The organism is Dietzia cercidiphylli (assembly GCF_039531545.1).
GTDB classification, from domain to species: domain Bacteria; phylum Actinomycetota; class Actinomycetes; order Mycobacteriales; family Mycobacteriaceae; genus Dietzia; species Dietzia natronolimnaea.
In genome coordinates this window covers 245,873-268,337 of record NZ_BAAAQG010000003.1, presented here as the reverse complement: position 1 = coordinate 268,337, position 22,465 = coordinate 245,873, and the positions used below count along the sequence as shown (strand labels likewise).

The 22,465-nt window shown below is 69.8% G+C and carries 24 protein-coding genes; 12 read left to right on the top strand and 12 right to left on the bottom strand.

The genetic code is table 11. The annotated features are described in order from the left end of the window. From ABD250_RS02975 to ABD250_RS02955, 5 genes are all read right to left on the bottom strand, one after another. Positions 1 to 377 (bottom strand): enoyl-CoA hydratase-related protein (locus tag ABD250_RS02975; RefSeq protein WP_344390950.1); only part of this gene is annotated, 377 nt, incomplete at its 3' end. Positions 378 to 539: 162 nt separating this feature from the next. After that, complete coding sequence (locus tag ABD250_RS02970) at positions 540 to 674, bottom strand: hypothetical protein (RefSeq protein ID WP_259845221.1); 135 nt, start codon at positions 672 to 674, stop codon at positions 540 to 542. Positions 675 to 736: 62 nt separating this feature from the next. After that, complete coding sequence (gene rfbC, locus ABD250_RS02965) at positions 737 to 1,420, bottom strand: dTDP-4-dehydrorhamnose 3,5-epimerase (RefSeq protein ID WP_187700963.1); 684 nt, start codon at positions 1,418 to 1,420, stop codon at positions 737 to 739. Between the two features lie 53 nt (positions 1,421 to 1,473). After that, a complete protein-coding gene (locus tag ABD250_RS02960; RefSeq protein ID WP_182639288.1) occupies positions 1,474 to 2,025 on the bottom strand; it encodes an LpqN/LpqT family lipoprotein in 552 nt (183 codons plus the stop codon). Position 2,026: 1 nt separating this feature from the next. Then, complete coding sequence (locus ABD250_RS02955) at positions 2,027 to 2,833, bottom strand: SDR family oxidoreductase (RefSeq protein WP_182617353.1); 807 nt, start codon at positions 2,831 to 2,833, stop codon at positions 2,027 to 2,029. A gap of 194 nt (positions 2,834 to 3,027) precedes the next feature. Between ABD250_RS02955 and ABD250_RS02950 the strand changes: the two genes are divergently transcribed. Further along, on the top strand, positions 3,028 to 3,894 hold the full coding sequence (locus tag ABD250_RS02950; RefSeq protein ID WP_194306866.1) for an oxygenase MpaB family protein: 867 nt from the start codon (positions 3,028 to 3,030) through the stop codon (positions 3,892 to 3,894). 91 nt (positions 3,895 to 3,985) lie between these two features. On the opposite strand, the gene ABD250_RS02945 is transcribed toward ABD250_RS02950, so the two are convergent. The 5 genes from ABD250_RS02945 to ABD250_RS02925 form a co-directional block, all read right to left on the bottom strand. After that, complete coding sequence (locus ABD250_RS02945; protein WP_179523211.1) at positions 3,986 to 4,555, bottom strand: YdcF family protein; 570 nt, start codon at positions 4,553 to 4,555, stop codon at positions 3,986 to 3,988. A gap of 22 nt (positions 4,556 to 4,577) precedes the next feature. Next, positions 4,578 to 5,516 (bottom strand): dTDP-4-dehydrorhamnose reductase, encoded by a 939-nt coding sequence (gene rfbD / locus ABD250_RS02940; RefSeq protein WP_241730450.1) that lies wholly within the window; start codon positions 5,514 to 5,516, stop codon positions 4,578 to 4,580. Positions 5,517 to 5,635: 119 nt separating this feature from the next. Then, positions 5,636 to 6,517, bottom strand: coding sequence for a glucose-1-phosphate thymidylyltransferase RfbA (rfbA, locus tag ABD250_RS02935; protein ID WP_182610400.1), 882 nt, complete (start codon positions 6,515 to 6,517; stop codon positions 5,636 to 5,638). Further along, the gene (gene rfbB, locus ABD250_RS02930; protein WP_182657761.1) at positions 6,514 to 7,542 is read right to left on the bottom strand and encodes a dTDP-glucose 4,6-dehydratase; all 1,029 of its coding nucleotides are present in this window, start codon (positions 7,540 to 7,542) and stop codon (positions 6,514 to 6,516) included. Before rfbB ends, rfbA begins: the two co-directional genes overlap by 4 nt. Positions 7,543 to 7,552: 10 nt before the next feature. After that, positions 7,553 to 8,647, bottom strand: coding sequence for a YihY/virulence factor BrkB family protein (locus tag ABD250_RS02925; protein WP_182657760.1), 1,095 nt, complete (start codon positions 8,645 to 8,647; stop codon positions 7,553 to 7,555). 272 nt (positions 8,648 to 8,919) lie between these two features. Between ABD250_RS02925 and ABD250_RS02920 the strand changes: the two genes are divergently transcribed. The 9 genes from ABD250_RS02920 to ABD250_RS02880 all read left to right on the top strand — a co-directional run bounded on the left by ABD250_RS02920 (position 8,920) and on the right by ABD250_RS02880 (position 18,467). Further along, complete coding sequence (locus ABD250_RS02920; RefSeq protein WP_182615460.1) at positions 8,920 to 10,140, top strand: C4-dicarboxylate TRAP transporter substrate-binding protein; 1,221 nt, start codon at positions 8,920 to 8,922, stop codon at positions 10,138 to 10,140. 25 nt (positions 10,141 to 10,165) lie between these two features. Continuing rightward, positions 10,166 to 10,702 carry a TRAP transporter small permease subunit gene (locus ABD250_RS02915; protein ID WP_182657759.1) on the top strand — a complete coding sequence of 179 codons (537 nt, stop codon included), beginning with the start codon at positions 10,166 to 10,168 and terminating at the stop codon, positions 10,700 to 10,702. Beyond that, a complete protein-coding gene (locus ABD250_RS02910; protein ID WP_182615456.1) occupies positions 10,695 to 12,197 on the top strand; it encodes a TRAP transporter large permease in 1,503 nt (500 codons plus the stop codon). The genes ABD250_RS02915 and ABD250_RS02910 overlap by 8 nt, the downstream gene beginning before the upstream one ends. 112 nt (positions 12,198 to 12,309) lie before the next feature. Then, complete coding sequence (locus tag ABD250_RS02905) at positions 12,310 to 13,467, top strand: acyl-CoA dehydrogenase family protein (protein ID WP_182657758.1); 1,158 nt, start codon at positions 12,310 to 12,312, stop codon at positions 13,465 to 13,467. A 19-nt stretch (positions 13,468 to 13,486) separates the two neighbouring features. Continuing rightward, positions 13,487 to 15,025 carry an AMP-binding protein gene (locus ABD250_RS02900; RefSeq protein WP_182657757.1) on the top strand — a complete coding sequence of 513 codons (1,539 nt, stop codon included), beginning with the start codon at positions 13,487 to 13,489 and terminating at the stop codon, positions 15,023 to 15,025. Positions 15,026 to 15,085: 60 nt separating this feature from the next. Further along, the gene (locus tag ABD250_RS02895) at positions 15,086 to 16,261 is read left to right on the top strand and encodes an acetyl-CoA C-acyltransferase (RefSeq protein WP_182657756.1); all 1,176 of its coding nucleotides are present in this window, start codon (positions 15,086 to 15,088) and stop codon (positions 16,259 to 16,261) included. Positions 16,262 to 16,306: 45 nt separating this feature from the next. Continuing rightward, a complete protein-coding gene (locus ABD250_RS02890; protein ID WP_179523222.1) occupies positions 16,307 to 17,071 on the top strand; it encodes an SDR family NAD(P)-dependent oxidoreductase in 765 nt (254 codons plus the stop codon). Positions 17,072 to 17,073: 2 nt separating this feature from the next. After that, a complete protein-coding gene (locus tag ABD250_RS02885; protein WP_179525975.1) occupies positions 17,074 to 17,844 on the top strand; it encodes a crotonase/enoyl-CoA hydratase family protein in 771 nt (256 codons plus the stop codon). Positions 17,845 to 17,855: 11 nt separating this feature from the next. Further along, the gene (locus tag ABD250_RS02880) at positions 17,856 to 18,467 is read left to right on the top strand and encodes a TetR/AcrR family transcriptional regulator (RefSeq protein ID WP_179523223.1); all 612 of its coding nucleotides are present in this window, start codon (positions 17,856 to 17,858) and stop codon (positions 18,465 to 18,467) included. A gap of 59 nt (positions 18,468 to 18,526) precedes the next feature. Here ABD250_RS02880 and ABD250_RS02875 read toward each other — a convergent pair whose 3' ends face one another. Next, complete coding sequence (locus tag ABD250_RS02875; RefSeq protein WP_182657755.1) at positions 18,527 to 19,603, bottom strand: YihY/virulence factor BrkB family protein; 1,077 nt, start codon at positions 19,601 to 19,603, stop codon at positions 18,527 to 18,529. Between the two features lie 164 nt (positions 19,604 to 19,767). On the opposite strand from ABD250_RS02875, the gene ABD250_RS02870 reads away from it, so the two are divergent. Further along, a complete protein-coding gene (locus tag ABD250_RS02870; RefSeq protein ID WP_179523225.1) occupies positions 19,768 to 20,163 on the top strand; it encodes a hypothetical protein in 396 nt (131 codons plus the stop codon). Positions 20,164 to 20,227: 64 nt separating this feature from the next. On the opposite strand, the gene ABD250_RS02865 is transcribed toward ABD250_RS02870, so the two are convergent. Next, positions 20,228 to 21,040 (bottom strand): 3'(2'),5'-bisphosphate nucleotidase CysQ, encoded by an 813-nt coding sequence (locus tag ABD250_RS02865; protein ID WP_344390510.1) that lies wholly within the window; start codon positions 21,038 to 21,040, stop codon positions 20,228 to 20,230. A 450-nt stretch (positions 21,041 to 21,490) separates the two neighbouring features. Between ABD250_RS02865 and ABD250_RS02860 the strand changes: the two genes are divergently transcribed. After that, positions 21,491 to 22,420 carry a sulfite exporter TauE/SafE family protein gene (locus ABD250_RS02860; RefSeq protein WP_259845193.1) on the top strand — a complete coding sequence of 310 codons (930 nt, stop codon included), beginning with the start codon at positions 21,491 to 21,493 and terminating at the stop codon, positions 22,418 to 22,420. Positions 22,421 to 22,465: the final 45 nt, after the last annotated feature.

Sequence of the window (22,465 nt, the reverse complement as noted above, 5' to 3'; positions counted from 1 at the left end):
GTGTCGACGGCCACGGCGAGGTCGCAGGTCGCCACGAGCTGACACCCGGCGGCGATGGCGTGGCCCTGCACCTCCGCGATCACGGGCTGGCGGATGGCCTGGATCGACTCCATGAGCTCGACGCAGGTGTCGAAGACCTCACGCTCCTCGTCGAGGGTGCGGTCGATCATCTCACCGATCTCGTGCCCGGCGGACAGCGCCGGGCCCGACCCCGTCACCACCACCACGCCGCACGACGGGTCGTCACCGAGGTCGCGGATGGCGGCGGTGGCCTCGCGCATCATCCGCAACGACAGGGGGTTGCGGCGCTCGGGCCGGTCGAGGGTCACGCGCGCGATCGGACCGCTGCGCTCGACGAGGACGTACGGGGTGCTCACTGGGGCCTCCGGGAGGGACGGGAGTGCGTGTCCCCCGGTTCTACCCCGCCGGACGGGTCCGTGGCGCGGGAGTGGGGACCGACGCCCCCGATGGAGGTCGGGACCGCGGCGCCCCGGGGCCACCTCGCCGGGACTACCGGGCCGGGACTACCGGGCCGGGGGTTATCGAGCCGGGACCGGGTGCTCGCCTCCACACCACTTCTCGGCGGGCACGGCCGCCTTGACCTGGTCGACGTGCTGCCCACAGCCGTCCCAGGTGGTCTTGCCGCAGACGGAACAGGCGACAGGATAACACATGGCGTCCTCCTTCATGGGGTTCTCGACCCGACAGGGCGTCGTTCGATACCCCCTAGGGTATGTCAGTCCGCGTTCGGGCGCCACTCCTCGTCCACCCGCGCGGTGGCCTCGCGCAGACGCTCCACGTGAGCCTCGCAGTCCTCCCATCGCGGCAGGCGCCCCGCGGCCGCGACGTCGAGCAGACTCGGGGCGTCGCGGTCCTTCTGGCTCATCACGTGCGTGACCGGGGTGCCGTCGAGCGCGACGGAGGGCCAGTCGATCGCGATGTGGGAGTCGAACGCGTCCACCGCGTGCTCGGCACCCGGTCGCCACCCCTCCGAGCACAGGTACATGACCGTGGACTGCGGCTCCAGCGAGAGGAATCCGTGCGCCACGCCCTCGGGGACGTAGATCGACCGCTGGTCGCTCGAATCGAGGACCACCCCGGACCACTCACCAAACGTGGGCGACCCCACCCGCACGTCCACCACGACGTCGAACACCGTCCCGGACGGGCACATCACGTACTTGGCCTGCCCGGGCGGCACGTCGGCGTAGTGCAGGCCGCGCAGGACCCCCTCCCCCGAGACCGACACGTTGACCTGTGCGAGGTCGAAACGGTGCCCGGTCAGGCGGCGGAAGGTCGGGTCGGTGAACGCCTCGTGGAAGACCCCGCGGTCGTCCGAGATCCGGCGGGGGGTGATCTCCCACGCCCCCGTCACACTCAGCTCGCGTAGCTGCACCGGCGGTCCCGCCTTCCTGGTCAACTGACTTCGATCCCGCCCACCCTAGCGGGACACGCCGCGGCCGCCCGAGTGCGTCAACCCCTCATGGCGCCGACGATCTGGCCTGCCGTCCACTCCCCGATCAGCAGGCAGTCCATCGCCGAGTCGTGCAGGGCCGCGTCCTCGCGCCACCCGGTCACGACGAACTGGAAGACATAGGTCGCCTCGTCGTCGCTCCATCCCACGATCAGGCTCGAGGTGGCCATCTCGCCGGGCTCGGCCGTGTAGGTGCCGCGGAGGTAGCGGTAGATGCTGCGTACGGCGCCGGCGTCCTCGTCCCCCTCGCCCGCGACCTCCTCCAGCACCGTCCAGTCGGACAGGACCTCCGCGGTGGCGACGATCATGGTCACCGCGTCGTCGGTGGACATCGCGGGCGCCACGCGGGCGCAGGTGGCCACGGCGTTGGGCGAGAAGCCGTCGCGGTGGGCCCCCGGGTCCACGTAGATCACCGCCGACGGCTCCGGCGACTCGATCCGCTGCCACGGCGGGTTGTCCACCCACGTCAGCGGTTGCGCGGCCACCGCCATCGGGGGGCTCGCCTCGAGCGAGCGGCCGGTCGAGGCGCAGAACTCCTGGATGGAGGACATGTCAGCCCTGCAGTCCCGCGCCGACGATGTGCGCCCCGCCGTCCACGACGAGCGTCTGCCCGGTGATCCAGTGGGCGTCGTCGGAGAGCAGGAACGACACCGGGCCGGCGATGTCGTCCGGCACCCCCAACCGGCCCGCCGGCAGTGCCGCGGACATCTGCTCCTCGCGGCCGGAGTAGAGGGCCTCGGCGAATCGTGTCTTGACCACCCCCGGCGCCACCGCGTTGACGCGGACGGCGGGGCCGACCTCCACCGCGAGTTCCTGCGTCAGGCGCATGACCAGTGCCTTGGTGGCGCCGTACCACCCGATGCCCGGCGAGGGTGCCAGTCCCGCGATCGAGGCCACGTTGACCACCGCCCCGCCGCGCTCACCGAGACCCGAGTGATAGACCTTCTGCGTCCACGCCAGGGTGCCCAGTGCGTTGACCTCGGTGATCTTGCGGGCGGCCGCCAGGTCCACGTCGACCGTCCGACCGAAGACGGGATTGATGCCGGTGTTGTTGACCAGCAGGTCCACCGGCCCGAACGCCTCCTCGGCCCGGGCCACCACCTCGCGCTGGTGATCCTCGTCGTCGGACTTCCCCGCCACCGCGAGCACCCGGTCCGGCGCACCCAGTTCGGCGACCGCCTCGTCGAGGCCCTCCTGCCCGCGGGCGGTGATCACCACGGACGCACCCTCGGACAGCAGTCGCCGCGCGATCCCCAGACCGATCCCACGGCTGGCGCCGGTGACGAGAGCGGTCCTGCCCGCGAAGCGGTCGGGCACGACGGGGCCGGTGCGGGGGGCGGGAAGGGGGGAAGGGCTCACGTGTCGTCTCCTGGTGCGGTTCGGGGCTCTCGGGTGTGCACTGCCAGCCTAGAGGCCGTGTCCCCGTCGTACGTTCACGGGATTTTCTCAGCCCGCCCCCAGGGAATACCGGCCGACGGGCGGGACGGGAGTTACAGTCGTCGTCAGGACTCAACCGGCCGTCACGCACGGCGCAACTACCCCAGGGCGTGCCCATGTCACCACTTGATCCACGCGGTGCGGCGGACACCCCCGTGTGCTCGATCCTCGACATCCCGGGGCCCCGCTGGTTCCACCCGGGCGACCCGATCTGGCGTGTCCACGGCGACGCGGCCACCCCGATCGGCGTGACCACCGGACTGCTCATGCTGGCCGCCAACCCCGCCTTCGCGGCCGCGCTCACCGCCGCTGACGCGGTCGAGAACCCCTGGTCCGCGGACGGCTACCTGCACGACCTCATCGAGATCACCACGTTCGGCACGGTCGACGACGCCATGGTGACGATCGAGAACTCACACCGCGACCGCTCCACCTTCTCCGGCACCACCGAGCACGGCCGGTACTACTACGGTTCGGATCCGGAGCTCATGGAGTGGGCGCACGCCGCCATCACGTGGGCACTCCTCGCCGCGTACCAGCGCTTCGCGGCGCGGCCGCTCACCCCGGCCGAGTCCGACCGATACGTCAGCCAGACGGCCGGCATCGGGCACCTGCACGGCTGCCGCGTCTCGCCCACGACCGTCCGCGAACTCGAGCAGCTGCTCCGTTCCTCCCGGGACCGCGCCCGTGCGACCTCCGCGGGTCAGCGGGCCGCGACCCGGCTCCGCGAGACGGCTCGCGCGTGCAAGGGGCTCGTCGGAACGTCAGTCACGGCCCACCGCTCGTGCATCACGGTGGTCCACGCCGCCGCTAGTCTCGTCCCCTCCGACGTGCGTCGGGCTCTCGACCTGCCGCACCGCCCCATGGACCGCACCGCCGTCTTCGGCCGGATCTCGAGGGCCCACGAGGGGCTGGGGGCTCCGATGCTCACCACCCGCGCACCCATCGCCGCGCCGTCCGCCATGCGAGCGCGACCCGCCTGACCCGCGACCCGGTCCGCGCACTGGCGCCATCTACGGCCGCCAACAACGGCCGCCACCAGTCACCGCTACCAGTCGCCGCTACCAGTCGCCGCTACCAGTGACCGTTGACCCGGCCCTTGGCGAACCCCGCGATCTCCCAGACCAGGTGCACCGGGAGCATGGGCCAGTCGATGCGCTCGATCGGCGTCATCCGCACCTCCATTCCGGTGGCGGCGCGCATCCACCGACCGGCCCGCAGTGTGTGCGGACGATTGGTGACGACGAGAATGCGCTCCCAGCTCCGGGCCCGCGCGATCGCGGCGACCGCGTGGGCCTCCCCCCACGTCGTCCGTGGCTCGGGGGCGAAGCACACCACCTCGGCCCCGTCGGGGCGATCCGCGCCGGTGCACAGCCGGCGGGCCCTGCGCTCGGAGTCGCCACCCGGGTTGGACACCAGCAGCGTGTCGGCGTACCCCGCCTCCACCAGGTCTCGGGCATAGGCGTGCCGTCCGTCATCCGCGCCGGCGAGCATGACCACGGCGTCGGCGCGGACCGGATCCTCCCCGCGGGGCTGCAGCAGGTACACGCCCCAGGCGGTGAGGGCGAGGGCGGTGGTGATGCCGATCGCACCTGCCGCGAGGGCCGCGCGGCGGAGGCGTGGACCGAAGCGCGGATGGGTCATGCGCGCAGGGTTGCCGGTCGCCTCACCGGTCACCTCCGCCGCGCGCGACCCGTGCGTGTTCGGCGATGGCGCTGGTGAGGTCGGCCCGCCAGTCCGGTAGCGGTGAGAGTCCCGCCGCCTGCCACGAGGTATCGGACAGCACGGAGAACGCCGGCCTCGGTGCCGGGCGTGGGAACTCGTCCGAACGGCAGGGACGGACCCGGTCCGGATCGGCGCCGTACCGGCTGAACACCTCGCGGGCGAGCTCCCACCACGTCGCGCGCCCGCCTCCGGCCCCGTGCAGGGTGAGCCCTCGGGTGTCGACCCGACCGGCCCTCTCGGCGGCCAGCATCTCCAGCAGACCGCCGGCGAGGGCCTGCGTATAGGTGGGCGAGCCCCACTGGTCGTCGACCACGTTGAGCGTGTCTCGCTCGCGCTCCAGTCGGACCATGGTGGCCACGAAGTCGCTGCCGGACAGGCCGAGGGACTCGCGTTGCGGGCCGGTGTAGAGCCACGCGGTGCGGATGACGGTCGCTTCCGGGTGCGAAGCCAGCACAGCCCGCTCCCCCGCCAGCTTGGTCCGCCCGTACGCCGTGGTGGGGGCGGTCGGGTCCGTGGGCTCGAGCGCCGGAGCGGTGGCCGGGTCACCTCCTCCGGGGATCTCGCCGGAGAAGACGTAGTCAGTACTGATGTGGACCATCCGGATTCCGCGCTCCCGGCACGCTGCGGCGAGCTCCTCGGCGCCGACGGTGTTGATCGCCCGGGCCCCCGCCTCGTCGGCTTCGGCGCCGTCGACATCGGTGTACGCGGCCGCGTTGATCACCACCTCCGGCGAGAAGCGGTCCAGGGCGGCGGACATCGACGCAGGATCGGTGATGTCCAGTTCGTCACGGCCCGGGGCGTCGGCCACCCCGGAGAGCGCGTGCCCGAGCTGCCCGCCTCCGCCGGTGACGAGGACCCGCGGCAGCCCGGCGGGGCGCAAGGGCTCGCCCGCCCCCTCTGCAGCCGCTCCCCCCTCTGCACTCCCGCGTGCACCGCTGCTCAGGCGTGCGTGCATCGGGGGGAGCGGCTGTGCAGGCTGATCGTCCGGATGGCCGCCGCTCACCACTGCCGACCCTTTTCGCGGCGGAGCACGTCGAGCAGGTAGGCCCCGTACCCCGATTTCCTGAGGTCGTGGGCGCGGTCGGTGAGCTCGTCGTCGTCGAGATACCCCATCCGCCACGCCACCTCCTCCGGGCAGCCGATCTTCAGGCCCTGCCGGTCCTCGATGGTCCGGACGTAGTTGCCCGCGTCGAGCAGAGAGTCGTGGGTGCCGGTGTCCAGCCAGGCGGTTCCACGCGGGAGCACCTCGACCTGTAGGCGGCCGGCCTCGAGATAGTGCCGGTTGACGTCGGTGATCTCGTATTCCCCGCGCGGCGACTTCTCGAGGTTCCGCGCCACCTCCACCACGTCGGCGCTGTAGAAGTAGAGCCCCGGGACGGCGAAGTCGGAGGACGGGTTCTCGGGCTTCTCCTCGAGGCTGATCGCGCGGCCGGCGGCGTCGAAGTCGATCACCCCGTAGTCGCCCGGGTTGGACACGCGGTAGGCGAACACGGCGCCGCCGTCGAGGTCGGCGAACCGTCGCAGCTGCGCTCCCATCCCGGGGCCGTAGAAGATGTTGTCGCCCAGGATCAGCGCCACCGGGTCGTCACCGATGTGGTCCGCACCCAGGACGAACGCCTGGGCCAGGCCCTCGGGGGCGGCCTGCTCGACGTAGCTCAGGGTGATGCCGAACTGGCTGCCGTCGCCCAGGAGCCGCCGGAACTGCGGCGCGTCCTCGGGCGTGGTGATGAGCAGGATGTCGCGGATGCCCGCCAGCATGAGCGTGGACAGCGGGTAGTAGATCATCGGCTTGTCGTAGACCGGCATGAGTTGCTTGCTGGTGGCCAGAGTGAGGGGGCGCAGACGGGTGCCGCTGCCGCCGGCCAGGACGATGCCCTTCACAGCACCTTCTCCGTCCGGGCGTACTTCGCCTCGACGCTCTCCTTGACCGGCTCCCACCAGTCGCGGTTCTCGCGGTACCACTCGATGGTCCGACGCAACCCGTCCCACAGGTCGGTGTGCTGCGGCTCCCACCCCAGCTCCTCGCGGGTGGCGGTGGCGTCGATCGCGTAGCGCAGGTCGTGGCCGGGACGGTCGGTCACGTGGTCGAAACCCGGGTCCCCGTCAGTGCCGGTGGCGCCCATGAGCTCGCAGATCATCTGCATGACCTGCAGATTGGAGTGCTCGCCGTCGGCGCCGATGAGATAGGTACGCCCCAGTTCACCGGCTGTCAGGATCCGAAGGACGGCCGAGTTGTGGTCGTCGACATGGATCCAGTCCCGGACGTTGGCACCACTGCCGTAGAGGCGGGGGCGCTGCCCGGTGAGAAGGTTGGTGATCTGCCGCGGGATGAACTTCTCGACGTGCTGGTACGGGCCGTAATTGTTGGAGCAGTTGCTGATGGTGGCGCGGACACCGAAGCTGCGGACCCACGCGCGCACCAGCATGTCCGCGCCGGCCTTGGTGGCCGAGTAGGGGCTCGACGGGTTGTAGGCGGTGGCCGGGGTGAACCTGCCCGGATCGTCGAGCTGCAGGTCGCCGTAGACCTCGTCGGTCGAGACGTGGTGCAGGCGCACGTCGTGGCTGCGGCAGGCCTCGAGCACCGCGTAGGTGCCCACGATGTTGGAGTGCACGAACGGCCACGGGGTGGCGAGCGAGTTGTCGTTGTGGCTCTCGGCGGCGAAGTGCACCACCGCGTCCTGCGGTCCGGTGAGCTGCGCGACGAGCCGGTCGGTGACACCGGGGGCCGCGCAGTCGCCTTCCACCAACGCGACCCGATCCGACGGGAGTCCGGCCAGACTCGTGCGATTGGCGGCGTAGGTCATGGCGTCCAGCACGGTGACGTGGGCGTGCGGATGCTCACGGACCACGGTGTGGACGAAGTTGGCGCCGATGAACCCGGCTCCCCCGGTGACGACGAGGCGCATGCGACCAACCCTACCGCCGTGGAGGTGCCGCCTCGGTCGTCTTCCCGGCCTCGGCATCCGCGTCACCGGCCGCCACGTCATCAGCGGAGGTGTCGTCGTCGACGGGGGCCGGATCCCGGCGCAGTTCCCGGTAGTCGGCGAGCATCGTGGCCCGCCGGCGCGCGAAGAAGTCGCTGGCCGTCGTGTCGCGCGGGGTCACCTGCACCGTCTCCTCGGCCGGTATGCCGGCCCGGAGTTGGCGGATACGCAGCACCTCGGTGTCCAGCCGCGCGCCGTAGAGCACGGCCATGTTGACCAACCACAACCACAACAGGAACACGATGATCCCCGCCAGCGATCCGTACGAGCGGTTGAAGTTGCCGAAGTTGGAGACGAAGAAGCCGAAACCGGCGGTGGCGACACCGATGATGAGCAGGGCCGCCGCCGCACCCAGCGAGACCCAGTGGAATTTGCGTCCGGCCACGTTGGGAGCGAACCGGTAGAGGATCGCCAACGCGAGGATGGCGGAGATCAGGGCCCCCGGCCACTTGGCCACACTCCACACGGCCAACGCGGTCTCGCCGAGGCCGATCCACCCACCCACGGTCTCGGCGATGGGGCCGGTGAACACCAGCGCCAGGCCCCCGACGGCCACGAGGACGATGAGCAACGCCGTGAGCAGCAGGCCGACGGGCAGCAGCCGCCACGGCGGCCGTCCCTCCTCCACTCCGAGTATGAGGTTCATCGCGCGACCGAGCGCCCAGACATAGCGGGACGCGGTCCACAGCGCGATGGTCGCGCCCACCACCAGCGCCGTCCCGGCGGCCTGCGTGGTAACGACGGCCTCGACGGGACCGCGGATCGGGTCGAGCACCTCCGGCGGGGCGATGTCGGAGAGCATGGCCATGATGGCGTCGACCGTCCTGGCCCCCTGCCCGAACACGCCGAGCAGCGAGACCATGACGAGGATCGCGGGGAACAGTGAGAGCACCCCGTAGAAGGTGAGCGAGCCCGCCTGATCGGGGCCGCGATCGCGGAGGAACTCCCCCACGGATCTCGCGAGGACCAGTCTGACGGTCCGGAGTCGTCGCCGAACGGTCGTCACGGCGCCACCGGAAGTCGTCATGCCCTGATTGTGGCTGCTCGGGCGTGAGTCGTGTGGCGCGCCGCGCCCGTCGGGCCGCCTCAGTGGGCACGCAATCCCGAGCCCGACCCCGAATCTATGACAATCATTTCTTGACAAGCCGACGTGACGCAACTAACTTAACGAACGTTCGAAACGTGATCTGGATTACACCAGCGCGCGGATCGAGCGGTCTGCCGCACACCCCCTCAGGCCATCCATCAGGACCCCGGACGCACCTTCACGCGACCGGTCCGGAACCAGAAGGATCCCCGATGTCCCGCAGCAACCGAAACCGCGTGGCCCGACGCGCGGCGCTCGCCCTGACGATGATCGGAGCGCTCGCCGCCACGGGCTGCTCCGGCGGCCACCGAATCACCGGCGACAGCGTCGAGACCATGGAGCCGATCACACTCCGGTACGGCGACTACACGACCGTCTCCTCCGCCGGCCCCTTCCGCGCCTTCGCCGAGCAGGTCGAGGAGGAGACCGGCGGCAAGATCACCTTCGACGAGTACTGGGGCGGCAGCCTGGTCAAGGGCGCCGACATGGCGCAGGGGGTCCGCGGCGGGATCGTGGACATGGGGATGTTCACCCCCAGCTATTACCCGTCCGAGTTCCCCATGACCGACTGGACCAGCCAGATGGCCAGTGTCGTGGAGCCGGAGTACCCGCTCGGCATGATGCAGGCCTTCGCCGGTGGCAGCGAGTTCGCGCTCACCGACCCGCTGATCGAGGAGCAGTTCTCGGACCAGGACATCAAGCTCCTTTTCACCTGGACCCCCTCGACCAACTACCACCTCGTGTGCAAGGACCCGGTCAACAGCCTCGAGGAAGCCCGGGGCAAACGGGTGCGAAGTGGCGGCGCATTCAACTACGGCGAGATCGAGGCCCTGGGGATGGTCCCCGTGACCCTGCCGACCGGCGAGATCTACGAGGGCCTGCAACGCGGGGTGATCGACTGTTCCCTGGCCAACGGCAAGATCATGATCGCCCTCGGTCTGTGGGAGGTCGCCAAACACTACGTCGACATCCCCTTCTCGAGCTACACGCAGTACGTGATCATGAACAAGGACGTCTGGGACGAGCTCCCCGAGGACGCCCGGCAGATCATCGACGACGCCCGACAGACGTGGTTCGACGGCTACCTCCGCGAGGAGGGGATCGTCCTGCACCAGCGGCTCCTCGCCGAGGGCGCGGACAAGAGCGTGAGCTTCTACGACGTCGACCCCGAGCTCAAGGCCACCCTCGAGACGTACCAGGAGGAGGCACTGCGCACCCTGCCGGAGCGCGCCCCCGACGACCTCGAGGATCCCGAGGGCACCGTCGAGCGCTACCGCCAGATCATGGCCGATTGGAAGACGCGGCTCGAGGACATGGGGTACGACGACCCGGCCCTCGCCGAGATCCCGGAGGACCCGGAGTCGGTCCAGATCGATCTGGCCCCCTTCGAGCAGTCCGTCCGGTCCGAGATCTTCGACCGCACCGCGCCCTGACCCCCTCGAGCAGTTGGAGAACCTGATGGACACCACCACCACCGACGCGGAGCGGCGCGTTCCGGGGCAGCGGGCCCTCGCCCGGGTGCTGTACGCATGCGCCGTGATCGCGGGGATCGTCACCCTGGTCATGGCCCTGCACATCGCCGCCGACGTCAGCTCCCGGAACCTGACCGGAACCCCCCTCTCCGGCACGCTGGAGATCACCCAGAACTGGTCGATGGTCCTCATCGTGATGCTCGCGATGGGGTACGCGGAGCAGATCGGCGAGCACATCAACGCCACCATCCTCACCCAGTACCTCGACCCCGTCTCCCGCTGGTGGTCCGACCTGATCGTCTCGGGTCTGATGTTCCTGTTCGTCTCGGCGCTGACCTACTACTCGATCACCGCGGCGGTCTTCGCCGTCGTGGTCCAACAGGTCGCACTCGGGGCGATCACCATCCCGATCTGGCCGGTGAAGATCGTCCTGGCCATCGGATTCGCCCTGTTCGCCCTCCAGCTCCTGATGTCGATCATCAGCCTGCTGATCAACGACCGTCCGAGGAAGTCCGATGTCTGACACCACCCTCGTCACCGACCACACCGGCGTGGCCCGCACCGACGATCTCGCAGTCCCCACGCCGAACCGCAACTTCATCCGGGCCTACTGGGGCAACTTCGGCTTCTCACTGATCATCGCCGCGGTCATCCTGTTCACTCCGGACCTCCCCGACACCGCTGTCGGCGTCCTGACCATCCTCCTGTCGATCGTCGCGATGGTCTCCGGTATCCACGTGGGTATCGCGATCATGGGTGCCGGCGCGGTGGGCCTGTGGAAGCTCGCGGGCACCAGCGCCGTGGCCGTGACGTTCGAGGACGTCCCCTTCACCTCCGCCGCCAGCTGGAGCCTGTCCGTCATCCCCCTGTTCATCCTCATGGGCGTGGCGATGGGTCGGTTCAATCTGACGGGCAAGCTGTTCACCTCCGCCCAGGCCTGGCTCGGCCGGTTGCCCGGCGGACTGGCGGTCTCGACCAACTTCGCGGGCGCCGGACTGGCCGCCTCGAGCGGCAGCTCCATCGCCATCTCCTACGCACTGGGGCGCACGACCATCCCCGAGATGCTGCGCGCCGGGTACAAGCCGTCGCTGGCCACGGGCGTCGTCGCGATGTCCGGAACCCTCGGGATGCTCATCCCGCCCAGCGTGGTCCTGGTGATCTACGCCGGTGTGGCCGAGACGCCGGTCGGGCCGCAGCTGCTCGCCGCGCTCATCCCGGGACTGCTCACGGCCCTGGCGTACGGCGTCGTCATCGTCGTCAGGTGCAGCATCGACCCGACCCTCGGGCCCCGGTCGACCACCCACTACACCTGGGGCCAGCGGCTGCGTTCCCTCGTGGACGTCACCCCGGTGACCCTCATCCTCATCCTCATCATCGGCGGCATGTACACCGGCATCTTCACGCCCACCGAGGCCGGCGCATTCGGTGCGATCGCCGCGATCCTGCTGGGCTGGCTGTTCGGTGACGACCGCTCCGTCGGCCACCTGGTCCGGACCGTGCTGACGTCCCTGCGCGAGACCGCGGCCGGTGTCGCCTCGATCTTCCTGCTCCTCATGGGAGTACATGTGCTCACCCGCGTGGTGGCCCTGTCCGGGGTCGCCGACTGGATCACCGAGACCATCACCTCGCTCGGGTTGAGCCGGACGCTGTTCCTCCTCGGGCTGATCTTCGTGTTCCTCATCCTGGGCATGTTCATGGACGGCCTCGCGATGATCCTGCTCACGGTGCCGATCCTCATGCCGGTGCTGGCCACCTTCGACATCAGCCTGCTGTGGTTCGGCGTCTTCATGGTGATCCTGGTCGAGCTGGCGCTGGTCACCCCGCCGATCGGCATGCTCAGCTACATAGTCCACCGGATCGCGTCGAACCCCGAGGTCAACGAAGGGATGACGGTCCGTCTGTCCGACGTGTTCAAGGGCGTGTCCTGGTTCGTCGTCACCAGCGCTGTCATCCTCGTCGCTCTGATCTTCTTCCCCGAGATCGCGCTCTGGTTGCCCGAGACCTCCGCCGCGGAGTGACCAGGTCACTGCCAGCGGATCACGGGCCACCCGCCACGGCCCGGTTACACCAGCCACGCAGCCACCACCAGACAAACCCGAGACAAAACCGAGGCAAACCCCAGGAGTCACCATGCAGCGGACCATCTTCACCCGAGAGCACGACGAGTTCCGCCAGTTGGTGCGCGACTTCATCACCAAGGAGGTGGCCCCGCACCGTGAGGAGTGGGACGAGCACGGACGCCCACCGCGCGAGTTCTTCCACAAGCTCGGAGAGCTCGGCATCCTCGGCATCCAGGTCCCCGAGGAGTTCGGCGGCGGCGGCGAGACTAGCTTCAAGTACAGCGCGATCATCTTCGAGGAGGTCGCCCGCGCCGGCGTGTCCTTCGGCTCCTATACGGTGCACTGCTGCCTCATCCTGCCGTACCTCCTCGAGTACGGGACCCCGGAGCAGAAACGGCGCTGGCTGCCGGTCTTCGCCTCCGGCGAGTTGATGACCGCCATCGCGATGACCGAGCCCGGCACCGGGTCGGATCTGGCGAACATCGCCACGACCGCCAAGCTCAGCACCGACGGCACCCACTACGTGGTCAACGGCTCCAAGACGTTCATCACCGGCGGCGTCACCGCCGACATGATCCTCACGGTCTGCCGCACCTCACCGTTCGACCCTGACAACCGCCGTCACGGCCTGTCGATCCTCTGCGTCCCCACCGACGCCGAGGGATTCTCCGTGGGCCGCAAGCTCGACAAGATCGGCCTGCGCCAGCAGGACACCGCCGAGCTGTCGTACAACGACGTCAAGGTGCCCGTGGAGAACCTGCTCGGGGAGAAGGACGCGGCGTTCTCCTACCTCACCCACAACCTCCCGCAGGAACGCCTGAGCATCGCGCTCAACGCGGTCGCCCAATCCGAGGCGGCGCTGCGACTGGCCACCGACTACACGCGTGAGCGAGTCGTCTTCGGCAAGCCCGTCTCCTCCTTCCAGAACACCAAGTTCGTGCTGGCCGAGTGCGCGACAGAGGTCGAGGTGGCCCGCGTGTACGTGGACCACTGCCTGGAACTGCTCGACCGGGGCGAGCTCACCGTCGCGGACGCCGCCAAGGCCAAGCTCCACGCCACCGAGATGGCCGCCCGCGTGATCGACCGGTGCCTGCAGCTGCACGGCGGGTACGGCTACATCACCGAATACCCCATCGCCCGCCTCTACACGGACACCCGCGTCTCCCGGATCTACGGCGGCACCAGTGAGGTCATGAAGACGATCATCGCCAAGAGCCTCGGGCTCTGACGGTCAGGGGGACTCTCACGTGTATCCAGGAAGATTCGCCATCACCCACCCGGACAAGCCGGCCGTCATCGAGGACGCCACCGGCCGCGTGGTCACCTACTCCGAGCTCGAGGCCCGTTCGGTACGGTTCGCCAACTGGCTCCTGGCCCGGGGGCTGCTGCCGGGCGACCACATCGCGGCGCTCTCTGTCAACGACGCCACGGTATTCGAGCTGTACTGGGGCGCGATGCGCTGCGGCCTGTACTTCACGATGGTCAACACCCACCTGGCCACCGACGAGGTCGCCTACATCGTCGCGGACAGCGGCGCCCGGGTGCTTCTCGTCTCGGGCGCCCTCGCCGAACTCGGTGAGTCGATCGTCGACCAGACGCCGCACGTCGAGCACCGGCTCGCGTTCGCCGGCGAGGTCCCCGGCCACCTCGACTACACGACCACCATGGCGGAGATGTCCACCACCCCGCCGGCGGACCAGCCGCGCGGGGCGGACATGCTCTACTCCTCGGGCACCACCGGCCGCCCCAAGGGCATCAAACCCGCGCTCGACGGTGCCCAGGTGGGCGACGAGCCGGGCCCGTCACTCGTGGCGCGCATGAAGCGCAACTACGGGTTCGACGACGACACCGTCTACATGTCCCCGGCCCCGATCTACCACGCCGCTCCACTGCGGTACGCCACGGGAACGCAGGCCCACGGCGGCACGGTGATCCTCATGGACCGCTTCGACCCGGAACACTGCCTGGCCGGGATCGAGAAGTACGGGGTCACGCACAGCCAGTGGGTCCCGACCCACTTCATCCGGATGCTCCGCCTGCCGCAGGCGGTGCGCGAGTCCTACGACGTGTCGTCGATGCGGGTCGCGATCCACGCCGCCGCCCCGTGCCCGGTGGAGATCAAGAAGGCCATGCTCGACTGGTGGGGGCCGGTGGTCTACGAGTACTACTCGTCCACGGAGTCCAACGGCGCCACCACGATCTCCCCGGACGAATGGCTGCGCAAACCCGGCAGCGTCGGACGTGTCGGACAGGGCTCCTCGGGCATCGTCCACATCTGCGACGAGTTGGGCGCGGAACTGCCCGCCGGTGAGGACGGGTGGATCTACTTCGAGCGCGACGACTACTCGTTCGAGTACCACAACGATCCCGGGAAGACCGCGGAGACCAGGCACCCCGACCACCAGAACTGGACCACGCTCGGCGACATCGGTCACCTCGACGAGGACGGCTACCTGTACCTGACCGACCGGGCCAAGTTCACCATCATCTCGGGCGGGGTCAACATCTACCCGCAGGAGATCGAGAACTGCATCGCCGTACACCCGGACGTCATCGACGTCGCGGTGATCGGCGTCCCGGACGAGGTGATGGGACAGTCCGTTAAGGCGGTGGTCCAACTCGTCCCGGGCGTCGAGCCGTCCGAAGCGACCGCCGAGCGGATCAAACAGCACTGCCTCGACCGGATCGCACGCTACAAGTGCCCCCGCACCGTGGCGTTCACCGAGGTCATCCCCCGCACTCAGACGGGGAAGCTGGTCAAGGGCCGACTCGACACCTCGGTCTGACCCACCAGAGCAGACGCCACCGCGCCACCCGCCCCGCATCTCACCCGAATCGGAGAATCCGTGCACAACGCAGTCATCATCGACGCCGTCCGCTCCCCCATGGGGAAAGGCAAGCCGGGCGGTGCCCTCGCCGACCTGCACCCCGTCGACCTCCTCGCCCAGCTACTCTCCGGACTCGTCGACCGGACCGGCCTCGACACCGCCCTGGTCGACGACGTCATCGTCGGCGTGGTCAGCCAGGTCGGCGAACAATCCGGCACAGTCGGCCGCCAGGCCGCCCTCGCCGCGGGGTTCCCCCAGCACGTGCCCGGCGTCACCGTCGAACGCAAGTGTGGCTCGAGCCAGCAGGCCGTCGACTTCGCCGTCCAAGGTGTGGTCGCCGGTGCCTACGACGTGGTGATCGCCGCCGGCCTCGAGTCCATGAGCCGCATCCCGATGGGCGTCAACCGGCTCGACCAGGATCCCCACGGACCGCTCGTCCACGCCCGCTACCCGAACCTGACCAACCAGGGCGTGGCCGCCGAACTCGTGGCCGGCAAGTGGGACCTGTCCCGTGAGCAGCTGGACGAGTACTCGGCGCGCTCCCACGACCGCGCGGACGCCGCACGGTCGAGTGGATGGTTCGACGAAGAGATCGTGCCCGTGACCACCCCGGCGGGACTCGTGGACCGCGACGAGTCGATCCGACCGGGCACCACCGCCGAGAGGCTGGCCGACCTGCGTACGGCGTTCGACACCGAGGCCGCACGGGCCGAGCGGCCAGAGATCGACTGGAAGGTCACCGCCGGCAACTCCTCGCAGATCACCGACGGCGCCGCGGCGATGCTCATCATGAACGAGGACGTCGCGCGCTCACTGGGCCTGACGCCGATCGCGCGGATCGTGGCCTCCGCCGTCGTCGCCGACGACCCGGTCCTCATGCTCACCGGCCCGATCCCCGCCACCCGCAAGGTCCTCGACCGCGCCGGGATGACCATCGCGGACCTCGACACTTACGAGGTCAACGAGGCCTTCGCGTCCGTGCCGCTGGCCTGGCGGGACGAGATAGGCGCCGACGACGACAAGCTCAACCCCGTCGGCGGCGCGGTGGCTCTGGGCCACCCGCTCGGCGCATCGGGTGTGCGCATCATGACCACGATGATCCACCACCTGCGCCGCACCGGCGGCCGCTTCGGACTCCAGACGATGTGCGAAGCCGGCGGGATGGCCAACGCGACCGTAGTAGAGGCCCTCTGACCCCCTCTCTCGTCCGAGAGATCCCCCTCCAGAAAGGCACAATCCATGGATCTGACAAACGCCAGCGCACTGGTGACCGGCGGCGCCTCCGGACTGGGTCGGGCGACCGTGGCCCGGTTCGTCGACGCCGGTGTCCCCACCGTCCTGGTGGACCTGCCGTCCTCGAACGGGCAGCAGGTTGCCGAGGAGTTCGGTGACCTCGTCACCTTCGCCCCCGCCGACGTCGCCGATCCCGAGGAGATCACCGCGGCTGTCCGGGCTGCGGCGGACCGCGCTCCCCTGCGCGCGGTCGTGCACTGTGCGGGCATCGGCCGGACCGTCCGGGTGGTGGACCGCGAGGGCGAGCCGGGCTCGCTGGAGGACTTCGAGCTGGTCGTGCGGGTGAACCTCCTGGGTTCGTTCAACGTCCTGCGGATCGCCGCGGCCGAGATGGCCGAGAACGATCCCGTCGACGGTGAGCGCGGCGTGGTCGTCATGACCGCCTCCGTGGCCGCGTGGGAGGGACAGATCGGCCAGATGCCCTACTCCGCGTCCAAGGCCGGCATCGTCGGGATGACGATCGTCGCCGCGCGGGACCTGGCCCGCCGCCAGATCCGCGTCAACACGATCGCCCCCGGCATCTTCGAGACGCCGATCTTCGATCGCCATCCGGCCGAGCTGGTCGAGGGCCTGGCCGCACAGATCCCGCATCCCTCGCGGCTCGGTCGGCCTGACGAGTACGCCAAGCTCGCGCTGCACGTGGTGGACAACGCCATGATCAACGGCGAGACCATCCGCATCGACGGCGCGATCCGGATGGCGCCCAAGTGAACATCGAGACGGCCGACCGTGTGCACGTGGAGGAGATCAACGGCGTGATGGTGGTGACGCTCGACCGCCAGCACGCCCGCAACGCCATCAACCGGGCGACGTCGGAGGCGGTCGCCGCGGCGATGGAGGAGCTGGACCGGCGGGACGACCTCTCCGCGGGCGTCATCACCGGTGCCGGGCCGGTGTTCTGCGCCGGGATGGATCTCAAGGCGTTCCTCGCCGGCGAGGACGTGTCGCTACCGGGCCGCGGTTTCGCCGGGTTCGTGGAGCAACCTCCGGCTAAGCCACTCATCGCCGCGGTCGAGGGTCCGGCGCTCGGGGGTGGGTTCGAGATCGTCCTGGCCTGCGACCTCGTGGTCGCGTCCGAGACCGCGCGATTCGGACTTCCCGAGGTCAAACGGGGTCTGCTCGCGGGGGCCGGCGGACTCATGCGTCTGCCGCGGCGGGTGCCGTATCAACTGGCCATGGAGATGGCGTTGACCGGCGAGCCCGTCGACGCCGGGACCGCCCGCGCGGCCGGGCTGATCAATCGCCTAGTCCCCGCAGGCGGCGCCCGCGACGCGGCAGTGGAGCTCGCCTCCGCGATCGCCGCCAACGCCCCACTCGCCGTGCGGGCGTCCAAGGAGATCATGACCGGGTCCCGCGAATGGACCTCCGAGGAGGAATTCGGAAAGATGAGGGGGATATTCCTACCGGTGAGGTCCTCCGACGACGCCCGCGAGGGAGCGTTGGCATTCAAGGAGAAGCGCCGACCCCGGTGGACGGGCAACTGAGGAGACCGAAGATGACCAGCGGCACGGTGCAGAGTGACCTGTTGGCTGTCGCACGCCGCGAGTTCGTGGAACACGGTTACGGCGGAGCGTCCATCCGCTCGATCGCCCAGAAGACCGGGGTGAGCCTGTCGGCGATGTATTACCACTACGCCAGCAAGCAGGAACTGCTCGCGGCGATGCTCAATGTCGGGATGGACTCATTTGAGCAGCGGGTGGTCGACGAGTTCCAGGCGAAGGATCCGACCCCCACCGGTCGACTGCTGGGGTACGTCGCCTCACTGGTCCGGTTCCGCACCCTCGAGCAGGAGCAGTCCCAGCTGGTCCAGACTGAAACCCGGAACCTTGAACCAGCATCCCTCTCCGCGTACCGCGAGCGGCAACGGCAGTCCAGCGAGCCGCTGCGACAGGCGCTCGCGGACGGCGTCGCCAGCGGAGAATTCCGCACACCGTTCCCGGAGGACTCGTACCGGTCGATCCTGGGCATGTGTAACGCGATCGCCCACTGGTACGAGCCGGGCGGCGACCTCCTGGTCGAGGAGATCGTGCACCGATACCAGGAGCTCGCACTGCGCGTGGTCTACCACCGCGACGTCGCCTCCCCGGAAACAGACCCCGGGACCTGACCCCGTTTCTGATCCCGGGACCTGATCCCGCCGGCATCCGGGGACGAATGCCCCGGCTGTCAGTCGGGGTTGCGGGCCTGCTCCGCCTGGGCCTCGCGGCGGACGTCGGCGGCGTCGTCGATGGTCTTCTGCCGCTTCTCCTCGGCCTTGTCGCTGGCGGTGGTGTCACGGGGCGGGAGCTGGATGGTCTCCTCGGCGTGCATCCCGGCCTGGAGTTCGCGGGCCCGCTCCATCTCGGCGTCGACCTCGGCCCCGAACAGCAACGCGTTGTTGGTGATCCACAGCCAGAGCAGGAACATGATGACGCCGGCCAGCGAACCGTAGGTGGCGTTGTAACTGCCGAAGTTCGACACGTAGAACACGAACGCGGCCGTGGCGACCGCCCAGACCAGCAGCGCCACGATCGCACCCATGGAGATCCACCGGAACCTGGGTTGCTTGATGTTGGGCGAGAACCCGTAGAGCACGGCCAGGATCACGATGACGACGAGGACCAGCACCGGCCACTTGGCGATGCCCCACACGGTCACGGCGGTCTCGCCGAGGCCCACGAGGTCACCCACCCAGGCGGCGATCGGGCCGCTGACGACCAGCATGAGCCCGGCCAGGCAGACCAGGAGCAGAAGGACCGCGGTCAGCACGATCATGGCGGGCTTGAGCTTCCAGAAGGGGCGCCCCTCCTCGACCTCGTAGATGCGGTTCATGGCCCGCCCGAAGGCGCCCACGTAGCCGGACGCCGTCCACAGCGCGCCCAGCAGACCTGTGATGAGGGCGAGTCCGGCGGCCGGGGTGTTGACCAACGAGTCGATGGGCCCCCGCAGAGCCGCGAGTGTCTCCTCCGGGGCAGCACCCTCGAACAGCTCCATCACGGCGTTGACGGTCTCCTGGCCCTGACCGAACACGCCGAGCAGGGACACCACCGCCAGCAGCGCCGGGAAGATCGAGAGCACCGCGAAGTACGTCAGCGCGGCGGCCAGGTCCGTGCATTTGTCCTTGGAGAACTCGGCGGCGGCACGCGTGAGGCCGATCTTCCAGGTCCCGGCCTTCAGTGAGGTCGGCGAGTCGGGCTTCCCCGAATCCGGGTCGGCGTCCGGGTCGGGCTTGTCGGTGATGTCGCGGCTGCTGTTCGGGCTCATGGAAATGACTGTCCCACCGGAGGCCCGCTCGCGCATCCTGTGGGGTCGATCTCCCCGGGGCGGAATCAGGCATCATGTGCGTTACCCTCCTGGGTGTCACATCACCAAAGAGTCACTTCACCTGTGTCGCAGCACTCGCGACCCCGACCCCCACAGGAGCACCCATGAGCCTGTCCAACGCCATCCTCCGCGGAGTCACCGGCGCGTTCGTCCTCAACTCGGGACTGTCCAAGCGCAACCTGCCCACCGAGGCGGCCCAGGGCCTACAGGGATTCGCCGCCACCGGCGTCCCGCAGGTCACCAAGCTGGAGCCGGACACGTTCGGCAAGTTCGTCGCCTACTCCGAGATCGGGATCGGCGCGGCATTGCTCACGCCTGTGGTCTCGCCCCGCCTCGCGGGCGCCGCGCTCGGCACCTTCTCCGCCGGCCTGCTGGCGATGTACTTCCGCAACCCCTCGATGACCGAGTCCGACGGCATCCGCCCCTCCCAGGAGGGCATGAGCCTGGCCAAGGACGCGTTCATGGCCGCCATTGCCGGAGCCCTGGTCACGAGCAGGTGACCCACGCCGGGGGCAGCGGCGCCCCCGACACCGGGGCCTGACCGGCCACCCCGGGCCCGACCCCTCAGGCCGAGGCGATGGCCTCCAGGATCGCCTCGGCCAGGTCCGCGCGGCACACCACAAGATCCGGCAGGTAGGTCTCGGCCACGTTGTACTCCAACGGGGAACCGTCCACGCGCACCGCGACGAACCCCCTGGCCAGGGCCACCCCGGCCGGTGCGGCCGAGTCCCACTGGTACTGGCCACCGGCGTGGATGTAGGCGTCCGCCTCCCCGCGCACCACGGCCGCGGCCTTGGCCCCGGCCGAACCGAGTGGCACCAGGTCCCCGCCGACGGACTCGGCCACCGCCTCGGCGAACGCCGGCGGGCGGGAGGCCGAGAGCACGATCCTCGGTCGCGGGCCCGAGCGGGGCGGGAGGAGGCCTCCCCCGTCCACGCCGCCGTTGCCCACGGGTGCCGCGTAGACCTCGTCGTCGCCGGTCCCCAACACCACCCCGAGCGCCGGCAGCGAGACCGCGGCGGCCGTGAGCCGCGCCCGCGCCGGATCCCCGGACCGCTCCCACAGCGCGACGTGGACGGCCCAGTCGGGCCGATCGCCGAGTCCGTACTCCCGCGTGCCGTCGACGGGGTCGATGATCCACACCCGGTCGGCGTCGACGCGGGCGAGGTCGTCGCTGGACTCCTCCGACAACACCGCGTCCCCCGGTCGCTCGGCGGCGAGCCGTTCCAGGAGCAGGGCGTTGGCGCGGCGGTCGCCGAGGTCGCCCAGCGCGCGCCTGGTGGGGCCCGAGGACCGCAGCTGCACCAGCAGTCGCCCGGCGTCGGCGGCCAGGTCGACGGCGAGCTGTTGATCCGTGGAGCGTGTGGGGGCTGTCATGCCCTCCACCCTAGGAGGCCCGACGCGAGGGCGAGCAGCAGACGCCTATCGCCGACGCAGGCGCAGGCCTCTGCGCCGGCCGGTCCCGTAGCCCCGGACCACGCGGGCCGGCTCATCCGGGCAGCGGTGCGCGTCGGCCGCGACCCGTGCCGCCCCTCGCGAGGGCGGCACCCCGCTGGTGGCCCCGCATCGCTGACACCCCCAGGTCGCGCCGTCGGCGGCCTCCTGGACATAACACGACCGTTCGCCGACCCCGTCCATCCCGCCCCCCAGCGCAGAGCACCGACCCGGAGCCGGTGCGAATTCCGCAATTGTGTCACAAAATTCTCATCTTGACACGACATCTTCATCACGTCAGCACCGCGTAGACAGATCGGTCTGGACTTGACGCTCACTTAATGTCTACTTTGTTGGTCTACTTAATCTACACACAAGATAATCGGAGCACTCGTGAAGACACTGATCGTCCTGGGCGTCGTCGGCGCCATCGCCCAGCTCATCGACGGCTCCCTGGGGATGGCCTACGGCGTGACGTCCACGACGCTGCTGGTCGCGGCCGGGATCGCGCCCGCCGCGGCCTCGGCGTCCGTGCACTTCGCGGAGATCGGCACCACCCTGGCCTCAGGCATCTCCCACCACAAGCTGGGCAACGTGGACTGGCGCATCGTGCGCATCCTCGCGGTCCCCGGCGCCATCGGGGCGTTCGCCGGCGCCACCATCCTCACCAACCTCCCGGCGGACGTGGCCAAGCCGGTGGTCGGGGCGATCCTCCTGACGCTGGGCCTGTACGTGCTGTACCGCTTCCTCGCACTGGGTGGGCGTCGTCCGGAGTTCAAGGGCCGCGTGCGGACGGGGTTCCTGGTCCCCCTCGGACTGGTGGGCGGCACCCTCGACTCGCTCGGCGGCGGCGGGTGGGGCCCGGTCGGCACCACCTCGCTGCTGTCCTCGGGCCGGGTCGAGCCGCGCAAGGTGGTCGGCTCCATCGACACCTCCGAGTTCGTGGTGGCCGTGGGTGGCTCCCTCGGCTTCCTCATCGGCCTGGGCGCGGCCGGCATCGACTGGGGCTACGCCGCGGCACTGCTGGTCGGCGGCGTGATCGTGGCACCACTGGCGGCCTGGCTGGTCAAGCACCTGCCCGCGCGCGTGCTCGGCACCGCGGCCGGAGGCCTGATCGTGGTGACCAACTCGCGCACCCTTCTGGTGTGGGCCGAGGTCCCGTCCTCCACCACCACGCCGCTCCTGCTGACCCTGGTCGCCGTGTGGATCGCCCTCATCGCCTGGGCCGTGCGCGCGGAGAAGGCGCTCCGTGACGACGACGAGACCCGCGATCCCCCGGCCGGGCCCGCCGTGGCCCACGACCCCGTGCCCGCGCGGGGATAGGGGGCCCGCCCGGCGCCCCTCGCCACTCCCCCGCCCGGCGCGCGA